This is a genomic window from uncultured Acidovorax sp. (genome assembly GCF_964021665.1).
Taxonomy (GTDB): Bacteria; Pseudomonadota; Gammaproteobacteria; order Burkholderiales; family Burkholderiaceae_C; genus Acidovorax; species Acidovorax temperans.
In genome coordinates, this window is sequence record NZ_CAXIAK010000079.1 from 1 (window position 1) to 15,800 (window position 15,800).

The following is a 15,800-nucleotide window of genomic DNA, read 5'->3' on the forward strand; positions in this document are numbered from 1 at the left end:
TCACAAAAAGAATTGGGAGGATTCATGATGCCACATTTATGACACAGTAAGACTAAGCCTCCGAACGCTCACTGGGCGCCGGCTCTGTGCAGCCCGCTGCACAGCATGGGCTGCACCCAAAAACTTTAAGTCAAAACAGCCACCAGCGCTTATTTAGCAAGCGCGGGCAGCTATCAAAACATGAGCGTTTTCATCCCCACACGCGTGGGGCTGGACGTGCTCGCCCTGTGATTTCTGCAAACCCGTTTTAACCCACCGCAAGGAGCTGACTGCCATGAACCAACGTTTGAACACCCGCGCCACAGGCCTGACCCGCAGCCTGATCGCCGCCGCCCTGCTCGCCACCACCGGCCTGGCCGCACAAGCCCACCAGGTGTGGCTGGAGCACAGCGGCAGCCAGGCCAAACTGCACTTTGGTGAATACAACGATAACGTGCGCGAAACCTCGCCCGGCCTGCTCGACAAGTTCAAGGGCGTGCCCGTGCTGGAACAGACGGTGGAAGGTGCCACGCAGCGCGTGGAAGGTCAGCTGACCAAAGAAGCTTTCACCTACACCACCGCCCCCAACGCCGAGACGCTGTTTGCCGACGCTGCCTACCCGCTGATCGACCGCACCAAGGCCAACCTGCCCCCGCTGCTGTGGAAGCCCACCGCCCGCTGGGTGGCCAGCCTGGCCAAACCCGTGGCACCCACGGCTGCACTGGACCTCGTTCCCACCGGCAAGCCCGGCCAGCTGAAGGTGGTGTTCCACGGCGCCCCGCTGCCCAAGGCCAAGGTGGAGCTGGTGTCCCCCTCCGGCTGGGCGCGTGAAGCCACCAGCGGCGACGACGGCACCGTCACCTTCGCTCTGCCCTGGAAGGGCCAGTACGTGGCCGAGGTCAAGCACAGCGACAAAACCCCTGGCGAGGCCCAGGGCCAGAAGTACGGCGAGGTCAGCCACCTCATCACGCTGAGCTTTGTGCACACCGAAGGCATGGCATCGCCTGCGATGCCTGCCGCCCATGCACATTGAATGAAAATGGCCACCAGCGCTTGATATACAAGCGCCAGCAGCTATATTTTTACTAGCATCATTGAATGCTGCCGCTGGCACTGGCGATAAGCCAGTGCGGCGGAGCTCACCCTTGCAGGGCCAGCGGCCGGTGGCGGCCTCTGCGCGCCACGGTGGCGCGGCGCCACACCTTCAGCACATGCCGCACCGCGCGGGCCAGGGCTTCGTCCAGCGCGGTGCGCCAATCGCCTGCCACCGAAGACACAACCACCTCACCCGCGCCATCGGTGCGCAAGGCAATCTGGCAGCGCTTGTCCAGCCCGCCGCGGGGGCCATTCACATCAGCCAACTGCACATCGGCCCTGGGCACCAGGGCGTTCAATCGCCGCAGCGCAAACCGCACGCGGCGCTCCACGGTGTCACGCATCAAAGCGGCTTCGGGGTGGCGAGACTTGAAAAGTATCTGCATCAGCGTTCTCCTTGGTTGGAGCCCCCACCTTAGTGCCGGACATGCCGCCGTCACAGCAGGTTTTCTCAGAACATGGCCTCTAAAAAACCTGCGTCGCCGCCACTAGCGACATCCAAATCATTTCGATAAAATCAACGCAGCGCTCACAAAAAACCTGCTTGGTTGCTCGGGCGAGAGGCCTCACATTCAAGGCTGTGTTCACCACCCAGGAGATGCTCCATGAAAACCCATCGCACCTTGCGCCCCACGCTATTGCAGCGCCTGCGGGCCTTGTGGGACCAGGCCCTGCACAGGCTTTGGTATTGGTCTCAACGCAGCACAAACACACGGGCACCCGTCCTGGTACCCGTGCGTGTGCGGGATGAGCGCCACCTGCCGCACCACCCACAGCGCCAGAGGCAGCGCTATCGCCCTTACCGCGACTAACCATCACCATCGAAACCACCCACACACACTTGGAGGAAACCACCCCATGCGCAGCTACCCCCGCAACAGCCCCCAGGCCGCCGCACGCATCGTTGCGCTGCTGTTGATTGCCGACGGCCATGTCAGCCGCTCGGAGATGGATGCCCTGTATGGGCGCGACATTGAGCGCGAGCTGGGCTTACCACCCAGCGCATTCGGCAAGGTGCTGCACACGCTGTGCGAAGACCTGCTGATGGGCATGCGCGACCGGCGTTTGCTCACAGGCCACATCGACGATGCCACGCTGGCCGCGCTCCTGGACGAAGTGACCGATGCCGTGCTGCGCCAGAAGGTTTTGTATTTTGCCGATGCGGCCGCCACCGCAGACCAGCATGTGGCGTCGGCCGAGGCGTGGGTGATGGAGGCGGCGCTGAAGCGCTGGCACCTGGAATAAGCCGCAGCCCAGGCTTGAGGCACCGGCATCTTGCCTACTGCGGCGAGCCGCCCCCGTGCGCAGCAGCCACCATCTGGCGCACCAGGGGATGGTGCTGCCCCCGGCGCGACCAGATGGCGTGCACTTCTTCGTGAATGTCGGGGCTGTCGCCCAGCAGGCGCAGCCCGCGCACCAGACCCACATCCTGCGCACCCAGCTGGCTGACGGGGAACACCCCCAGCCCACGCGCAGCAAACACCGCCAGCAGGGCGCTGTCCTCAAACTCGCCCACCACCCGGGGCCGCAGGCCCAGGTCGTGAAACCACCCGTCCAAGGTCGTGCGCAACGGCGAATGCACGGTGGGCAGCAGCACCGGCAATTCCTGGAGCGACTGCGGAAACCGGTCACGCGCTGATTTCTTGACCAGCGAGGCCGGCCCGTACCACTGCACCGCAGTGCGTGCCATGCGCTCGCTGGAAAGCCGCTGGTTGGGATTGCGCGGCGCGGCCTGGCCTGCCAGCACCACGTCCAGCTGGTGCAGCGCCAGTTCGGACAGCAGCTCGTCAAACTCGCCCTCGTGGCACACCAGTCGCAATTGGGGGTGGGCCAACACAGGCTCCAACAGCGCATGGGCTGCCAGTTTAGAGATGCCATCTGACAGCCCGACCGACAGCCGCGCCACCGGGCTGCTGGCCGCTTCACGCACTTCCTGGGTGATACATTCACCCAGCTGAAAGATGGCTTCTGCCCGCGCGTAGGCCGCCTGGCCCGCCTCGGTCAGCGCCACGCCACGGCCCGAGGGCTTGAGCAACTGGTGCCCCAGGGACTTCTCCAGCTCTCGCACCTGCGCGCTGATGGTTTGCACCGCCATCTGCAACCGGTCTGCCGCACGGGCAAAGCCGCCTTCTTTGGCAACCATCCAGAAGTAGTACAGGTGACGGTAGTTGAGCATGCACCCTCCGGTTCGAAAAAACCGAATACTAGGTTCGATCCAGGCTGGTGTCTATTTCTCGTCGCCATCCCCATACTGCACGCCTGTATTTCACTAAAGGAAACGACCCATGTTCTATGCCATCAGCTGGTTTGTCTCGTTGTCGTTGCTGGCGATCTGGTCGCTGCTGTGCTGGGGCGTGCATGCATTCACCGTGTGGGCCATGTCCAGCGCTGGCGCACTGGCAACCGGTGCGGCAGGCGCTGCATCAGTGCAGGCCGTGCTGCTGCCTGCGTGGCTTCAAGGGTGGATACCGCCCGAGCTGCTGCAAACGCTGGAGAGCTGGGTCACTTCCGCAGGCCCCATGTTGCAAGGTGTGCTGGAAAGCGTGCCCGCCCTCGCTGGCGCCGTGACGGTGCTGGCCTGGGGCATCTGGGGGCTGGGAGCGATCTTCCTGCTCGCCCTGGCAGTGGGCGTGCATGTGCTGATCAGCCTGATCAAGCGCAACGGTCGCTCGTTGGAGCAAGTAGCGCAAACGGCCCGCAGCCGCATGGCGCAAGGAGGCTGAACACGCGGCTACGCCGCCAGGCTACTCAGGCGCCAGGCGTCGTAGCGGCAGGCTTAGTTTGCATGGCGCGGTGAGCCACCAGCACCAGCAGCGCCAGAAAAGCCACAGCGCCCCACAGCATCCAGCGCAGATAGGCGGGGGGCGCTACGTCCACCCGCGCCTCACCGGGCTGTGTGGCGGCAAACACGCCATTGAGCCGCGCAGCCGCCGCCTCTGCCTCAGACAGTGCGCTGCCTCCCTCAAACTCGGCCGCAAAGACCTCGCCCACCGAGGAAACCAGGTACAGCAGTATCCGGTCTGGCCCCTTGCGAACGTCTTTCACACGCACCACCGCTTTCGGGTCGCTGCCCAGCGTGAACCGATGGGCCGTGGTGGCCGAAGACGTTTCGCGTTCGATGGCACAAGTGATCTGCACGTCTTTTCTGCATTCCACGCTATAGCCCCGCACCGGCCCCCAATAGGCGACGGCGAACGCCGCCACCAGCAAGGGGCCCAGCAGCAGAGGGACGATGTACTTCATGCGAAGGCGCTCACGGGAGTGAAGCGGGGGCCACGGCAACGTGCGGGCACAGACAGACTCGTCACGCGTTCATGATCGAGACCAGGCGCGTGTTCAAGTGCGCCTCCACCGCCTCGGAGCCACCTTCGGAGCCATAGCCCGAATCCTTCAAGCCACCGAAGGGCAGCTCAGCCGTAGGCGCAGCCGCCTGGTTGATCCAGAGCATGCCCACTTCCAGGCGCTGGGCCAGCAGGTGGGCGTTTTTCAGCGAGGTGGTGAAAGCGTAACCGGCCAGGCCAAACGGCAGGCGGTTGGCTTCGGCAATCGCTTCCTCAATCTTTTCAAAGCCACGCACGGCGGCCACGGGGCCGAAGGGTTCTTCGTTAAAGATGCGGGCCGACAGGGGCACATCGTTGAGCACGGTGGGCTGGAAGAAGTTGCCTTCCGTTCCAATGCGCTGGCCACCTGCCGCTAGCTGGGCGCCTTGCTGCACGGCGTCGGCCAGCAGCTCGGTCATGGCGGTGATGCGGCGCGGGTTGGCCAGGGGGCCCATCTGCGTGCCTTCGGCCAGACCGTCGCCCACCTTCAGGTTCTGGGCATGGCGTGCGAAAGCCGCCACGAACTCAGGACGAATGCTTTCGTGCACCAAAAAGCGCGTGGGCGAGATGCAGACCTGACCCGCGTTGCGGAACTTGGCGCCGCTGGCCACGCGAATGGCCAGCTCGACATCGGCGTCCTCGGCCACGATGACGGGGGCGTGGCCGCCCAGCTCCATCGTCACGCGCTTCATGTGCTTGCCAGCCAGGGCGGCCAGTTGCTTGCCCACGGGGGTCGAACCCGTGAAGGTGACCTTGCGGATGACCGGGTGCGGGATGAGGTAGTTGGAGATTTCTGCCGGGTCGCCATAGACCAGGCCCACGGTGCCAGCGGGCACGCCGGCATCGGCAAAGGCGCGGATCAGTTCAGCAGGGCTGGCGGGGGTTTCTTCAGGCGCCTTGACGAGAATGGAGCAGCCTGCGGCCAGGGCAGCGGCGAGCTTGCGCACGACTTGGTTGATGGGGAAGTTCCAGGGCGTGAAGGCGGCGACGGGGCCCACGGGGTCTTTGATGACCAGCTGCTGGGCCTTGAGGTTGCGCGAAGGCACGATGCGGCCGTACACGCGCTGGGATTCGTCGGCAAACCATTCGATGATTTCTGCAGCCGACATGGTTTCCACCTTGGCTTCGGCCAGGGGCTTGCCCTGCTCTTGCACCATGATGGCGGCTATTGATTCGGCGCGTTCGCGGATCAACGCAGCGGCGCGGCGCATGGTCTTGGCGCGGTCTACGGCGGGGATGTCGCGCCAGGCTTCAAAGCCCTTTTTGGCAGCTTCCAGGGCACGGTCCAGATCGGCCTTGCTGGCGTGCGCCACCCGGCCGATTTCTTTGCCGGTGGCGGGGTTGTGCACGGCAATGGTTTTGCCGTCCACAGCGTCCTGCCATGTGCCTGCAATGAAAAGACGGGTGTGGGGGTAGCTCATGCAAAAACTCCTGTGGTGGAAACAAAAGACGGTGGCCAGCACGGGCTGTGCACCTTGGTGAGATGACTTTCAAGCCAGACAAAGTGCCGGTGCCCGAGCGAACACCACACTATAGGCGTAGCGCCAGCGGGCCGCCGTGGTTGTATGACAACCCGAGGCAAAGGTGGGGGTACTGCACCCCTGCCCTTTGCGCTCCGTCAACGGCTTGCGCCTTGCAGCGCCTGCACCTTCACCCGCTGATCAGGGTGCAGCGGCCACGCGCGGGGCCGCATCGCCCCAGTCGCCGCCCAGCGCACGGATGAGCCCCACCGTGGCGGTGTACTGGGCGGTGCGCACCTGCGGCGCCTGGCGGCGGTTGCGCAGTTCGCTGCGGCGGGCATCCAGCAACTCCAGCTGGCTGACCAGGCCATTGCGGTAGCGTGTGTCTGACAGCTGCGTGGCGCGGCGGGCGGCCGTGACGGCACGGCCTTGCGCCTCGGCCTGGCCCGCAAGCCAGCGCAGCGATGCCAATTGGTCTTCTACCTCGCGGAAGGCGGTGAGCACCTGCTCGCGGTGGCTGGCCAGGGCCTGCTCCAGGCGGGCGTTGGCACCTTGCACCTGGGCGTCGCGCTGGCCGCCATCCCACAGGGGCAGCGAGAGCAAGGCACTCACGCCCCAAGCGCGGGCCGACCACTTGAAGAGGTCGCCCAGCTCGGGCGATGCGTGGCCTGCATTGCCGGTGAGCGTGATGGCCGGGAACCAGGCCGTTTGCGCCACACCCACGCGGGCCTGGGCGGCCATCAAGGCCGCCAGCGCGGCCGACACATCGGGCCTGCGGGCGAGCACCGTGCCGGGCACGCCGGGGGGGATGACGGGCAAGGCGGCATCACCCGCAGCAGCGGGCAAGGCAAAGCTGCCGGGCACCTCGCCCACCAGCACGGCCAGCGCGTTGGTCAGCAGCGCCTGCTGGCGCTGCAGGGCCAGGGCTTCGGACTCGGTGGCGGCCACTTCGGTCTGCATCCGGGCCACGTCCAGCTCGGCCACGTCACCGGCCTGCAGGCGGCGCTGCGTCCGGCGCAGGGTGTCTTGGTAGGCAGCCAGGCTGTCACCCACAAGCTGCAGCTCGGTCTGCGCGGCACGCAGTTGCAGATAGGTTTGCGCCACATCGGCCTGCACCATCAGGCGCGTGCTTTGCAGCAGCGCGGCGCGGGCATCGGCGTCCAGCCGTGCGGCATCGCTGGTTTGCGAAAGTTTGCCAAACAGGTCCAGCTCATAAGACACATTGAGCCCGGCCGTGCCCAGCGTGGCAGGGGTGGCGCTGCCGGTGGTGGCGGCACCGGCCTGGCGCGTTACGCCCGCCGATGCGCCCACCTGCACCGAGCGCGCAGCGTCGGCCGAGCGCAGCAGCGAGCGGGCTTCGGCCAGGCGGCCAGCGGCTTGCTGGATGCTGGTGTTGGCGTTGCCCGCGCGTTGCACCAGGTCGGCCAATGTGGCGTCCTGGAATCCGAGCCACCACTCGCCGCGTGGCTGGGCCTCTGCAGGCGGGGCCACCGTCCAGGGGGCGGGCGGCACGGCTGCTTGCTGGCTGCCTGCGCTGAAAGCGTCGGGCACCGGCACACCGGCATGCGGCGCGGGCACCACGGGCTGCGTCATGCAGCCTGCCAGCACCAGCGCAGCGGCCAGGGGGGCCAGCAGGCTGCGCCTGCGGGCGGCGGGGCCTGCACGGCCCCCAGGGGGTTTGTGTTGTCTGTCATGTTGAATCTCCTGCCGGGCCCACGGCCCTGCGTTGGCGGGGCCGTGGGCGGCTTAAGGCGCTGGGCCGGGGCCCATTGCAAGTAGCTCAAAAGCGTTCAGGCACCTTCATGCGGGTGGCGTGGCGCAGCCAGCACGGGGTGTGCGGCACTGCCTGCAGCGTGCGGTGCATGCGGGGCGTGCGAAATGGGCGCCACATGCGCGCCGTGCTCCACCAGCGGGCGGTTGCCTGCGAGCTTGCGCAGCAGCACGTAGAACACGGGCGTGAGGAACAGGCCAAAGGCCGTCACCCCAATCATCCCGGCGAACACGGCCACACCCATGGCGCTGCGCATTTCTGCGCCCGCACCGGTGGACAGCACCAGGGGCAGCACACCCATCACGAACGCCAGCGAGGTCCTCAAGATGGGGCGCAGGCGCAGGCGGCTGGCCTCAATGGCCGCCTGCACTGGCGTGCGGCCCGCAAACTCCAGCTCGCGCGCAAATTGCACGATCAGGATTGCGTTCTTGGCCGATAGCCCCACCAGCACGATGAGCCCGATCTGCGTGAACACGTTGTTGTCGCCCTTGGTAAGCCACACACCCGTCATCGGCGCCAGAATGCCCATGGGCACGATCAGGATGATGGCAATGGGCAGCGTGAGGCTTTCGTACTATGCGGCCAGCACCAGGAACACCAGCAAGATGGCCAGCGGGAACACCAGCACCGCAGAGTTACTCGCCAGGATTTCCTGGTAGGTCAGCTCGGTCCATTCAAACGTGATGCCCTGGGGTAGCGTCTCTGCCGCAATGCGCTCGATAGCCGCCTGGGCCTGGCCCGACGAGAAGCCGGGCACGGGGCCTCCGTTCACGTCGGCGGCCAGGTAGCCGTTGTAGCGCATGGCACGTTCAGGGCCAAAGCTGGGCTCGATCTTCATCAGCGCAGACAGCGGCACCATCTCGCCCGTGCTGGAGCGCACCTTGAGCGCAGCCACGTCCTCAGCCCGCGCACGGTAGGCCGCATCGGCCTGCACACGCACGCTGTAGGTGCGGCCAAACTGGTTGAAGTCGTTGGCGTAGAGGCTACCCAGGTAGATCTGCAGGGTGTCGAAGATGTCCGTCACGGGCACGCCCAGCTGACGCGCCTTGGTGCGGTCGATGTTGGCGTACAGCTGCGGCACGTTGACCTGCCAGCTGGTGAACAGGCCGGCCAGCTCGGGCGTCTGGTAGGCCTTGCCCATGAAGGCTTTCACAGCGGCGTCCATGGCTTCGTAGCCCAGCGAGGCACGGTCTTCGATCTGCAGCTTGAAGCCGCCGGTGGTGCCCAGGCCCGCCACGGGGGGTGGTGGGAACATGGCGATGAACGCTTCCTGGATGCTGCCAAACGCCTGGTTCAGCTGCATGGCCACGGCACCGCCGCTTTGGTCAGCGCGGGTGCGCTCGGCAAAAGGCTTGAGCGTGACGAACACGATGCCCGAGTTGGAGCTGTTGGTGAAGCCGTTGATCGACAGGCCCGGGAAGGCAATGGCGTCTTCCACGTTCGGGTTGGTCTTGACGATTTCACCCATGCGGCGGATCACGTCTTCCGTGCGGTCCAGCGTGGCGCCATCAGGCAGCTGGGCAAAGCCCACCAGGTACTGCTTGTCTTGCGCAGGCACAAAGCCGCCGGGCACCACCTTGAACAGACCCCAGGTGGCACCCACCAAGGCCAGGTAGATCACCAGCATCAGCGCCTTGCGGCCAATGACGCGCTTGACGCCACCGCTGTAGGCGTCCGATCCGCGCTGAAACACACGGTTGAACGCGCCAAAGAAGCGGCCCAGCACCTTGTCCATGCCGCGCGTCAGCGCGTCCTTGGGCTCGTGGTGACCCTTGAGCAGCAGCGCACTCAGCGCAGGCGACAGGGTCAACGAGTTGATGGCCGAGATCACCGTCGAGATAGCGATGGTGACCGCAAACTGGCGGTAGAACTGGCCTGTGAGCCCGCTGATAAAGGCCAGCGGCACGAACACCGCCACCAGCACCAGCGCAATCGCGATGATGGGGCCAGAGACTTCGCGCATGGCGCGGTAGGTGGCCTCGCGCGGAGTCAGGCCTTCTTCGATGTTGCGTTCGACGTTCTCCACCACCACGATGGCATCGTCCACCACGATACCAATGGCCAGCACCAGGCCGAACAGGCTCAAAGCGTTGATCGAGAAGCCCAGCAGGTGCAGCACCGCAAACGTGCCCACCACCGACACTGGCACAGCCAGCAGCGGAATGATGGAGGCGCGCCAGGTCTGCAGGAACAAGATCACCACGATCACCACCAGGGCGATGGCTTCGATCAGCGTCTGGATGACCGACTTGATGGACGCACGCACGAACTGCGTGGGGTCGTACGCAATGCGGTACTCCACACCTTCAGGCATGTTCTTCTGGATCTCGTCCATCGCCCGGCGCACGTTGGCCGAGATGTCGAGCGCGTTGGAGCCCGGCGCCTGGAACACGCCCATGCCCACGGCGGGGTCGTTGTTGAGCAACGAGCGCAGCGAATAGTCGGCAGCACCCAGCTCCAGGCGGGCGATGTCGCGCAGGCGTGTCACCGCGCCGTCGGCGCTGGTCTTGACGATGATGTCGCCGAACTCTTCCTCGGTCGTCAAGCGGCCCTGGGCGTTGATAGACAGTTGCAAGTCCACGCCCGGCAAGCCGGGCGATGCGCCCACCACACCGGCCGCAGCCTGCACGTTCTGCCCACGGATGGCAGACACCACATCGCTGGCCGAGAGGCCGCGCTGCGCGACCTTTTGGGGGTCCAGCCACACGCGCATCGAATAGTCGCCGCCGCCAAAGATCTGCACCTGGCCCACGCCGCCAATGCGGGCGAGCCGGTCCTTCACGTTGAGCACGGCGTAGTTGCGCAAGTAGTCGATGTCGTAGCGGTTGTTGGGCGAGACCAGGTGGACCACCATGGTCAGGTCCGGCGCGCTCTTGACGGTGGTCACACCCAGGCGGCGCACTTCCTCAGGCAGGCGCGGCTCGGCCTGCGAGACGCGGTTTTGCACCAGCTGCTGGGCCTTGTCCGGGTCGGTGCCCAGCTTGAAGGTCACGGTCAGCGTCATGACGCCATCGGTCGTAGCCTGGCTGCCCATGTAGAGCATGCCTTCCACACCGTTGATGGATTCCTCCAGCGGCGTGGCCACGGTCTCGGCGATCACCTTGGGATTGGCACCTGGGTACTGGGCGCGCACCACCACAGACGGCGGCGCGACCTCGGGGTACTCAGAGATGGGCAGACCGCGCAATGCGATGAGCCCCCCCAGGAAGATGAGCACCGACAGCACCCCGGCAAAGATGGGGCGGTCAATGAAAAAACGGGACAGGTTCATACAAAAAATTCCTGATGGCTCAGATCACTCACTGTGCTCACACACGCTCACACAGCGGGCGACTTGGTGGCGCCCTGGGCTTGCTTGCGTTCGCCGGGCAGCTCTGCTTTGGCAGTCATGGGCACGGCTTGCGGTGCCAGTACGGCACCGGGGCGCACACGCTGCAGGCCGTTGACCACAATGGTCTCGCCCGCCTTCAGGCCCGACGTCACCACGCGCAGGCCATCCACCGGGGCGCCCAGCGTGACCTCGCGGTACTCAGCCTTGTTGCCCTCGGCCACCACCATCACAAACTTCTTGCTCTGGTCGGTGCCCACGGCGCGCTCGTTGATGAGCACGGCCTGCGTGTTGCGCGCCTGGCCCATGCGAATGCGTGCAAACTGGCCGGGGATGAGTGCGCCATCGGCGTTATCAAACACGGCACGCACGCGCACGGTGCCGCTCCTGGCGTCCACCTGGTTGTCAATCAGCTGCAGGTGGCCGGTGTAGGGCGTGCCGCCGCTGGTGCCTGTGCCCATCTGCACGGGAATGCGCGCGAGCAACTGGCGCGCACTTTGGCCCTTGGCGCCGCTGCCCAGGTCTTGCAAGGCCTTCACCACGATCTGCTCGTCGGTGTCAAAGCTCGCATAGATGGGGCTGACAGAGACGAGCGATGTCAGCACCGGCGCGCCCGCACCGGCGGACACCAGGTTGCCCACCGTGACTTCGATGCGACCCACGCGGCCCGCCACCGGCGCGCGCACCTGGGTGTACGACAGGTTCAGGCGTGCGGTTTGCAATGCGGCCTGCGCAGCGCGCAGGTTGGCATCGGCCTCGCGGTAGGCGTTCTGGCGTTCGTCGTGCTCGCGCTGGGCGATAGCGCTTTCTTGCAGCAAACGGGTGGAACGGTCCAGCTCACTGCGCGTGTATGACACGCGGGCCTGCGCAGCAGCCACCTGAGCTTCGGCGCGGTCCACCTCAGCGGCGTAGGGGGCGGGGTCCACAGTCACCAGCAAGTCGCCCTGCTTGACGAGGGCGCCTTCCTTGAAGTGCACAGCCTGCAAGGCGCCTGCAACACGGGGGCGCACCTCCACGCGCTGCACGGCCTCCAGGCGGCCCGAGAACTCGTCCCACAGCACTATGTCTTTTTGCAGCACGGCTGCCACCGACACCGGCACACCCTGCGGGGCTGCGCCTGCAGCGGGCGGTTCAGCGTGCGAGTCTTGCAGGCCCAGGGCCGTGCCACCCACAGCCACGGCCGCTGCCAGAGCGCCTGCGGTAGCCCACCAACGGCGGCGGGGCGAAGAGAGAAGTGCGTTGTTCATGGTGTTTTCCTCCGTATCGTTCGTTCAGTCATGCAAGGGGTCAGAGAGCACGGCAGGCCGCTGGACAGCGGCATTCGCACCCCTGGCGAAAAACGCGGGCAAAGCTATGCCCTCCGGCACTGGGGCCAGATTTCAAAATCTCATCGGGAAGCAAGAGACAACAGCCCACCCACCGGCGCCTGCAAAGGGCCAGAAAGGCGTGTGGGGTGGAGACTCAGGGAATCAGCGGATCAGCGGCGTCAGGAGGACTCCCGACATCGGGTGGCTTCGAAGAACCGCCGGAACTCTTCCTGCACCGCCCCGGCACAGGGGCATTCGTGCGGGCCGGTTTCCAGCAGCGGCTCGGGCCACTTCTCGGCTTTGGCAAACACATGCTGCGTGACTTGCAGGCCTGCGGCGTGCAGGCGCGCTGCGTAGGCCAGGGCTTCGTCACGCATGGGATCGGTGTCGCCCACCAACACCAGCGTGGGGGGCAAGCCCGCCAGGCGATGGGCCGAGGCAGGCACGGCATAAGGGTGCTCGGCATCGCGCGGGCAGCGCAGGAAATTGCGCCAGCCCTGAACCCACTTGCAGTCCACCGCGTCTCCGGTGGTGCGCCGCTGCGAAGCAGACCCTACGCAAGGGTCGAGCATGGGAGACAACAAAATTTGCCCGGCCAGTGGTGGGTGGGCCTGGTCGCGCGCCATCAGCGCCACGGCCGCCGCCAGATTGCCTCCGGCCTCTTCCCCTGCCAGATACACCAAGGCCCCTTGCCCGCCCAGCTTGGTGCGATGGCGGTGCACCCACTGCAGCACACCATAGCCAGTGTCCACCGGCTGCGGAAAGGGCGTGAGCGGATAAGCCACCGACACCACCACAGCGCCCGCGCCTTCCAGCAAATGGGCCACGGTGTGGCCGTTGTCCAGATCACCCGAAACGAAAGCACCGCCGTGAAAATGCACCACCAGGGGCGACGCATGACCCGCCTTCTTGCGGCCATACATGCGCACTACCACAGGTTCACCGCTTGCCAGATCGATGGCGCTGTCTACACAGCGCGCAGCGGCAGGCTGCGCCTTGGCAGGGGCTGCTGCTGGGTGGGGCTGCGGGGTGGGACGAGGTGCGTCGGGCGGCATGGCGATGGCCTGTGAAGGAAAGGCAGGGAGGTTTGCGATGTTGGGAAATGTACCGGCTGCGCGCAAGCCGATAAACCCGGCAAACACCACTGCAGTGTTTCCAATCTCACAACAATCCAGGTGCTGGTTGCGTGTGAGAATTCTTCAGCGCCCACAGAACCTGGTTCTGTGGGCGCTGATCCACCCGTTGTCAGGATTCCAGGAGGGGCGATGGACCAAATACAGGCCATGCGCATATTCACCCGTGTCGTTGAAGCCGGCACATTCACGCGCGCCGCCGATTCGTTGTCGCTGCCCAAGGCCACCGTCACCAAGCATGTGCAAGCGCTGGAGGAGCGCCTGCGCGTGAAGCTGCTCAACCGCACCACCCGCCGCGTGACCGTGACGGCCGATGGCGCGGCCTACTACGAGCGCACCGTGCGGCTGCTGTCTGACCTGGATGACATTGAAGCCAGCATGACCAACGCCCGCGCCAGTCCCATGGGCCGCCTGCGGGTGGACGTGGGCACCTCGGTGGCGCAGCTGCTCATCATTCCGCACCTGGCGGACTTCCAGACACGCTTTCCCGACATCCAGCTCGACCTGGGCGTGAGCGACCGCACCGTGGACCTGATTGGCGACAACGTGGACTGCGTGATCCGCGGGGGCGAGCTGAGCGACCAATCGCTGGTAGCACGGCGCATTGGCAATCTGGAATTCATCACCGTGGCATCGCCCGATTACCTCGCGCGCAAAGGCACGCCGCAGCATCCGCTGGAGCTGGAAGAAAAGCACACCAGCCTGCTGTATTTTTCGCCCCAGTCCGGGCGCCACTACCCGCTGGAGTTCCGCAAAGGTGCCGAGTCCATCGACATCAACGGCCCTTACCAGGTGAGCGTGAATGAAGCCAACGCCTATGTCACCGCAGCCCTGCACGGCATGGGTGTGGCGCAGATCACCAGCTTTCAAGCACAAAAACATTTGAAGGCCGGAACCCTGGTGCAGCTGCTACCGGACTGGACGCAGCCCCTGCTCCCCGTCTATGTGGTGTACCCACCCAACCGGCATTTGAGCGCCAAGGTGCGCGCCTTTGTGGACTGGACGGCCGAGCTGTTCCAGCGCGACCCGCACCTGCAGCGGCACGAGGCGTAACCGGCGGGCCGCCGGGGCGCTTATCCTTGGGCCCATGAACTCTGCCCCACCCACCGAACACACGCCCCCCACAGAAAGCGACGGGGCGCACACCACTGCGCCAGCGGCCACGCCAAGCACAACACCCACCGACCTAGCTAGCCCGGCGCCTGCAAAACAGCCGCGCAACCCGCTGCATGGCATCACCCTTGAAACCATGGTGGTGGAGCTGTCTGCTTACTTCGGCTGGCAAGAACTGGGGCAGCGGATTCCGGTGCGCTGCTTTCAGCAAGACCCCAGCTTGGGCTCCAGCCTCAAGTTTTTGCGCAAAACCCCGTGGGCACGCGAGAAGGTCGAGAGCCTGTACCTCTTCATGCTGCGCGAACGCAGGCGCAACGCCTGAAAACACTCAAGCCTCGCAGGCGCCGCCGAGCGGGGTGAACCGGGCAGCCGTTAGACGGCCGCCCGAGCGCCTTTCAGTCGCTCACTGCCACCAGGAAATCACGGCTGATGCCCGCCCCCAGGTCATTCACCTTGTCCAGGAACTGGGTGAGGAACGCATGCAGTCCGTGCGACAGGATTTCATCGATGCGGCCATATTGCAAATCGGCCAGCAGCCGGCCCGCGCGGCGCTGGGTTTCGGCCGAGTGGTCGTTGGCCAGCAGGTTCAGGTTTTCCACCACTTCATGCAGGCTGGCGTGCAGCGAACGGGGCATGTCGCGCCGCAGGATGAGCAGGTCGGCCACGCGCCCTGGCGTGATCACGTCGCGGTAGACCTTGCGGTACACCTCGAACGCCGAGACGCTGCGCAGGATGGCGCTCCAGTGGTAGAAGTCGTTCTCCTGGTTGCGCTCACTGGCGCGGCCGAAGAAGTCGTTCTGCACGGCGTGGAATTTCACATCCAGCAAGCGCGCCGTGTTGTCGGCCCGCTCCAGAAACGTGCCCATGCGCAAGAAGTGAAAGGCTTCATCTTGCAGCATGGTGCCCGCCGTTACCCCGCGCGAGAGGTGCGAGCGGTACTTCACCCATTCCAGAAACTGGCCGGGGTCGCGCTCAAAGGCGTTGCCCTGAAGTTGCCGGTGCAGTTCCAGCCAGGTCTGGTTGATGGTTTCCCACACCTCGGTCGTCAGGGCTCCGCGCACAGCGCGTGCGTTCTCGCGCGCAGCGCGCAGGCACGACACGATTGACGAAGGGTTGTACCCATCGCGCACCATGAAATCCAGCACATTGGCGGGCGTGATCTCGCCGTATTTGGCCGTGAAGGCGGGAATCAGCTCGCTGATGGAGAGCAGCCCCTCCCAGCCTTCGCGCGCAGCTTCTGCCGCCTGGGGCAGCAGCGAGGTTTCGTAGCTCACGCTCAGCATGCGGGCGGTGT

General features: G+C 65.5%; 14 protein-coding genes and 1 pseudogene. 6 read left to right on the top strand and 9 right to left on the bottom strand.

The genetic code is table 11. The annotated features are described in order from the left end of the window. Positions 1-274 precede the first annotated feature (274 nt). Positions 275-1,012 carry a DUF4198 domain-containing protein gene (locus AADJ04_RS14340; protein ID WP_341240030.1) on the top strand — a complete coding sequence of 246 codons (738 nt, stop codon included), beginning with the start codon at positions 275-277 and terminating at the stop codon, positions 1,010-1,012. Between the two features lie 106 nt (positions 1,013-1,118). Here the strand turns inward: AADJ04_RS14340 and AADJ04_RS14345 are convergent, their stop codons facing one another. Next, a complete protein-coding gene (locus AADJ04_RS14345; protein ID WP_044399884.1) occupies positions 1,119-1,460 on the bottom strand; it encodes an HPF/RaiA family ribosome-associated protein in 342 nt (113 codons plus the stop codon). 219 nt (positions 1,461-1,679) lie between these two features. Between AADJ04_RS14345 and AADJ04_RS14350 the strand changes: the two genes are divergently transcribed. Both AADJ04_RS14350 and AADJ04_RS14355 read left to right on the top strand, forming a co-directional pair. Beyond that, positions 1,680-1,886, top strand: coding sequence for a hypothetical protein (locus AADJ04_RS14350; RefSeq protein ID WP_341240031.1), 207 nt, complete (start codon positions 1,680-1,682; stop codon positions 1,884-1,886). Between the two features lie 46 nt (positions 1,887-1,932). Beyond that, positions 1,933-2,319 (top strand): TerB family tellurite resistance protein, encoded by a 387-nt coding sequence (locus AADJ04_RS14355; protein WP_341240032.1) that lies wholly within the window; start codon positions 1,933-1,935, stop codon positions 2,317-2,319. A gap of 34 nt (positions 2,320-2,353) precedes the next feature. Here the strand turns inward: AADJ04_RS14355 and AADJ04_RS14360 are convergent, their stop codons facing one another. Continuing rightward, positions 2,354-3,250, bottom strand: a complete 897-nt coding sequence (locus AADJ04_RS14360) for a LysR substrate-binding domain-containing protein (RefSeq protein ID WP_341240033.1) — start codon at positions 3,248-3,250, stop codon at positions 2,354-2,356. Positions 3,251-3,359: 109 nt separating this feature from the next. Between AADJ04_RS14360 and AADJ04_RS14365 the strand changes: the two genes are divergently transcribed. After that, positions 3,360-3,797 carry a hypothetical protein gene (locus AADJ04_RS14365; protein ID WP_044399875.1) on the top strand — a complete coding sequence of 146 codons (438 nt, stop codon included), beginning with the start codon at positions 3,360-3,362 and terminating at the stop codon, positions 3,795-3,797. Between the two features lie 25 nt (positions 3,798-3,822). Here the strand turns inward: AADJ04_RS14365 and AADJ04_RS14370 are convergent, their stop codons facing one another. From AADJ04_RS14370 to AADJ04_RS14395, 6 genes and pseudogenes are all read right to left on the bottom strand, one after another. Beyond that, complete coding sequence (locus tag AADJ04_RS14370) at positions 3,823-4,317, bottom strand: hypothetical protein (RefSeq protein WP_341240034.1); 495 nt, start codon at positions 4,315-4,317, stop codon at positions 3,823-3,825. A gap of 61 nt (positions 4,318-4,378) precedes the next feature. Further along, complete coding sequence (locus AADJ04_RS14375) at positions 4,379-5,815, bottom strand: NAD-dependent succinate-semialdehyde dehydrogenase (protein ID WP_341240035.1); 1,437 nt, start codon at positions 5,813-5,815, stop codon at positions 4,379-4,381. Positions 5,816-6,055: 240 nt separating this feature from the next. After that, on the bottom strand, positions 6,056-7,447 hold the full coding sequence (locus tag AADJ04_RS14380; protein ID WP_341240036.1) for an efflux transporter outer membrane subunit: 1,392 nt from the start codon (positions 7,445-7,447) through the stop codon (positions 6,056-6,058). Positions 7,448-7,644: 197 nt separating this feature from the next. Next, positions 7,645-10,896 (bottom strand): annotated as a pseudogene (locus tag AADJ04_RS14385) (efflux RND transporter permease subunit). A 47-nt stretch (positions 10,897-10,943) separates the two neighbouring features. After that, the gene (locus AADJ04_RS14390; protein ID WP_341240037.1) at positions 10,944-12,200 is read right to left on the bottom strand and encodes an efflux RND transporter periplasmic adaptor subunit; all 1,257 of its coding nucleotides are present in this window, start codon (positions 12,198-12,200) and stop codon (positions 10,944-10,946) included. Between the two features lie 239 nt (positions 12,201-12,439). After that, positions 12,440-13,315, bottom strand: a complete 876-nt coding sequence (locus tag AADJ04_RS14395) for an alpha/beta hydrolase (protein WP_198846217.1) — start codon at positions 13,313-13,315, stop codon at positions 12,440-12,442. Between the two features lie 210 nt (positions 13,316-13,525). On the opposite strand from AADJ04_RS14395, the gene AADJ04_RS14400 reads away from it, so the two are divergent. Then, the gene (locus tag AADJ04_RS14400) at positions 13,526-14,446 is read left to right on the top strand and encodes a LysR family transcriptional regulator (protein WP_341240038.1); all 921 of its coding nucleotides are present in this window, start codon (positions 13,526-13,528) and stop codon (positions 14,444-14,446) included. A gap of 172 nt (positions 14,447-14,618) precedes the next feature. Next, on the top strand, positions 14,619-14,828 hold the full coding sequence (locus tag AADJ04_RS14405) for a VF530 family protein (RefSeq protein ID WP_341240040.1): 210 nt from the start codon (positions 14,619-14,621) through the stop codon (positions 14,826-14,828). Between the two features lie 73 nt (positions 14,829-14,901). On the opposite strand, the gene AADJ04_RS14410 is transcribed toward AADJ04_RS14405, so the two are convergent. After that, the coding region (locus AADJ04_RS14410) for an alpha-E domain-containing protein (protein ID WP_341240039.1) at positions 14,902-15,800 on the bottom strand (899 nt) is incomplete at its 5' end.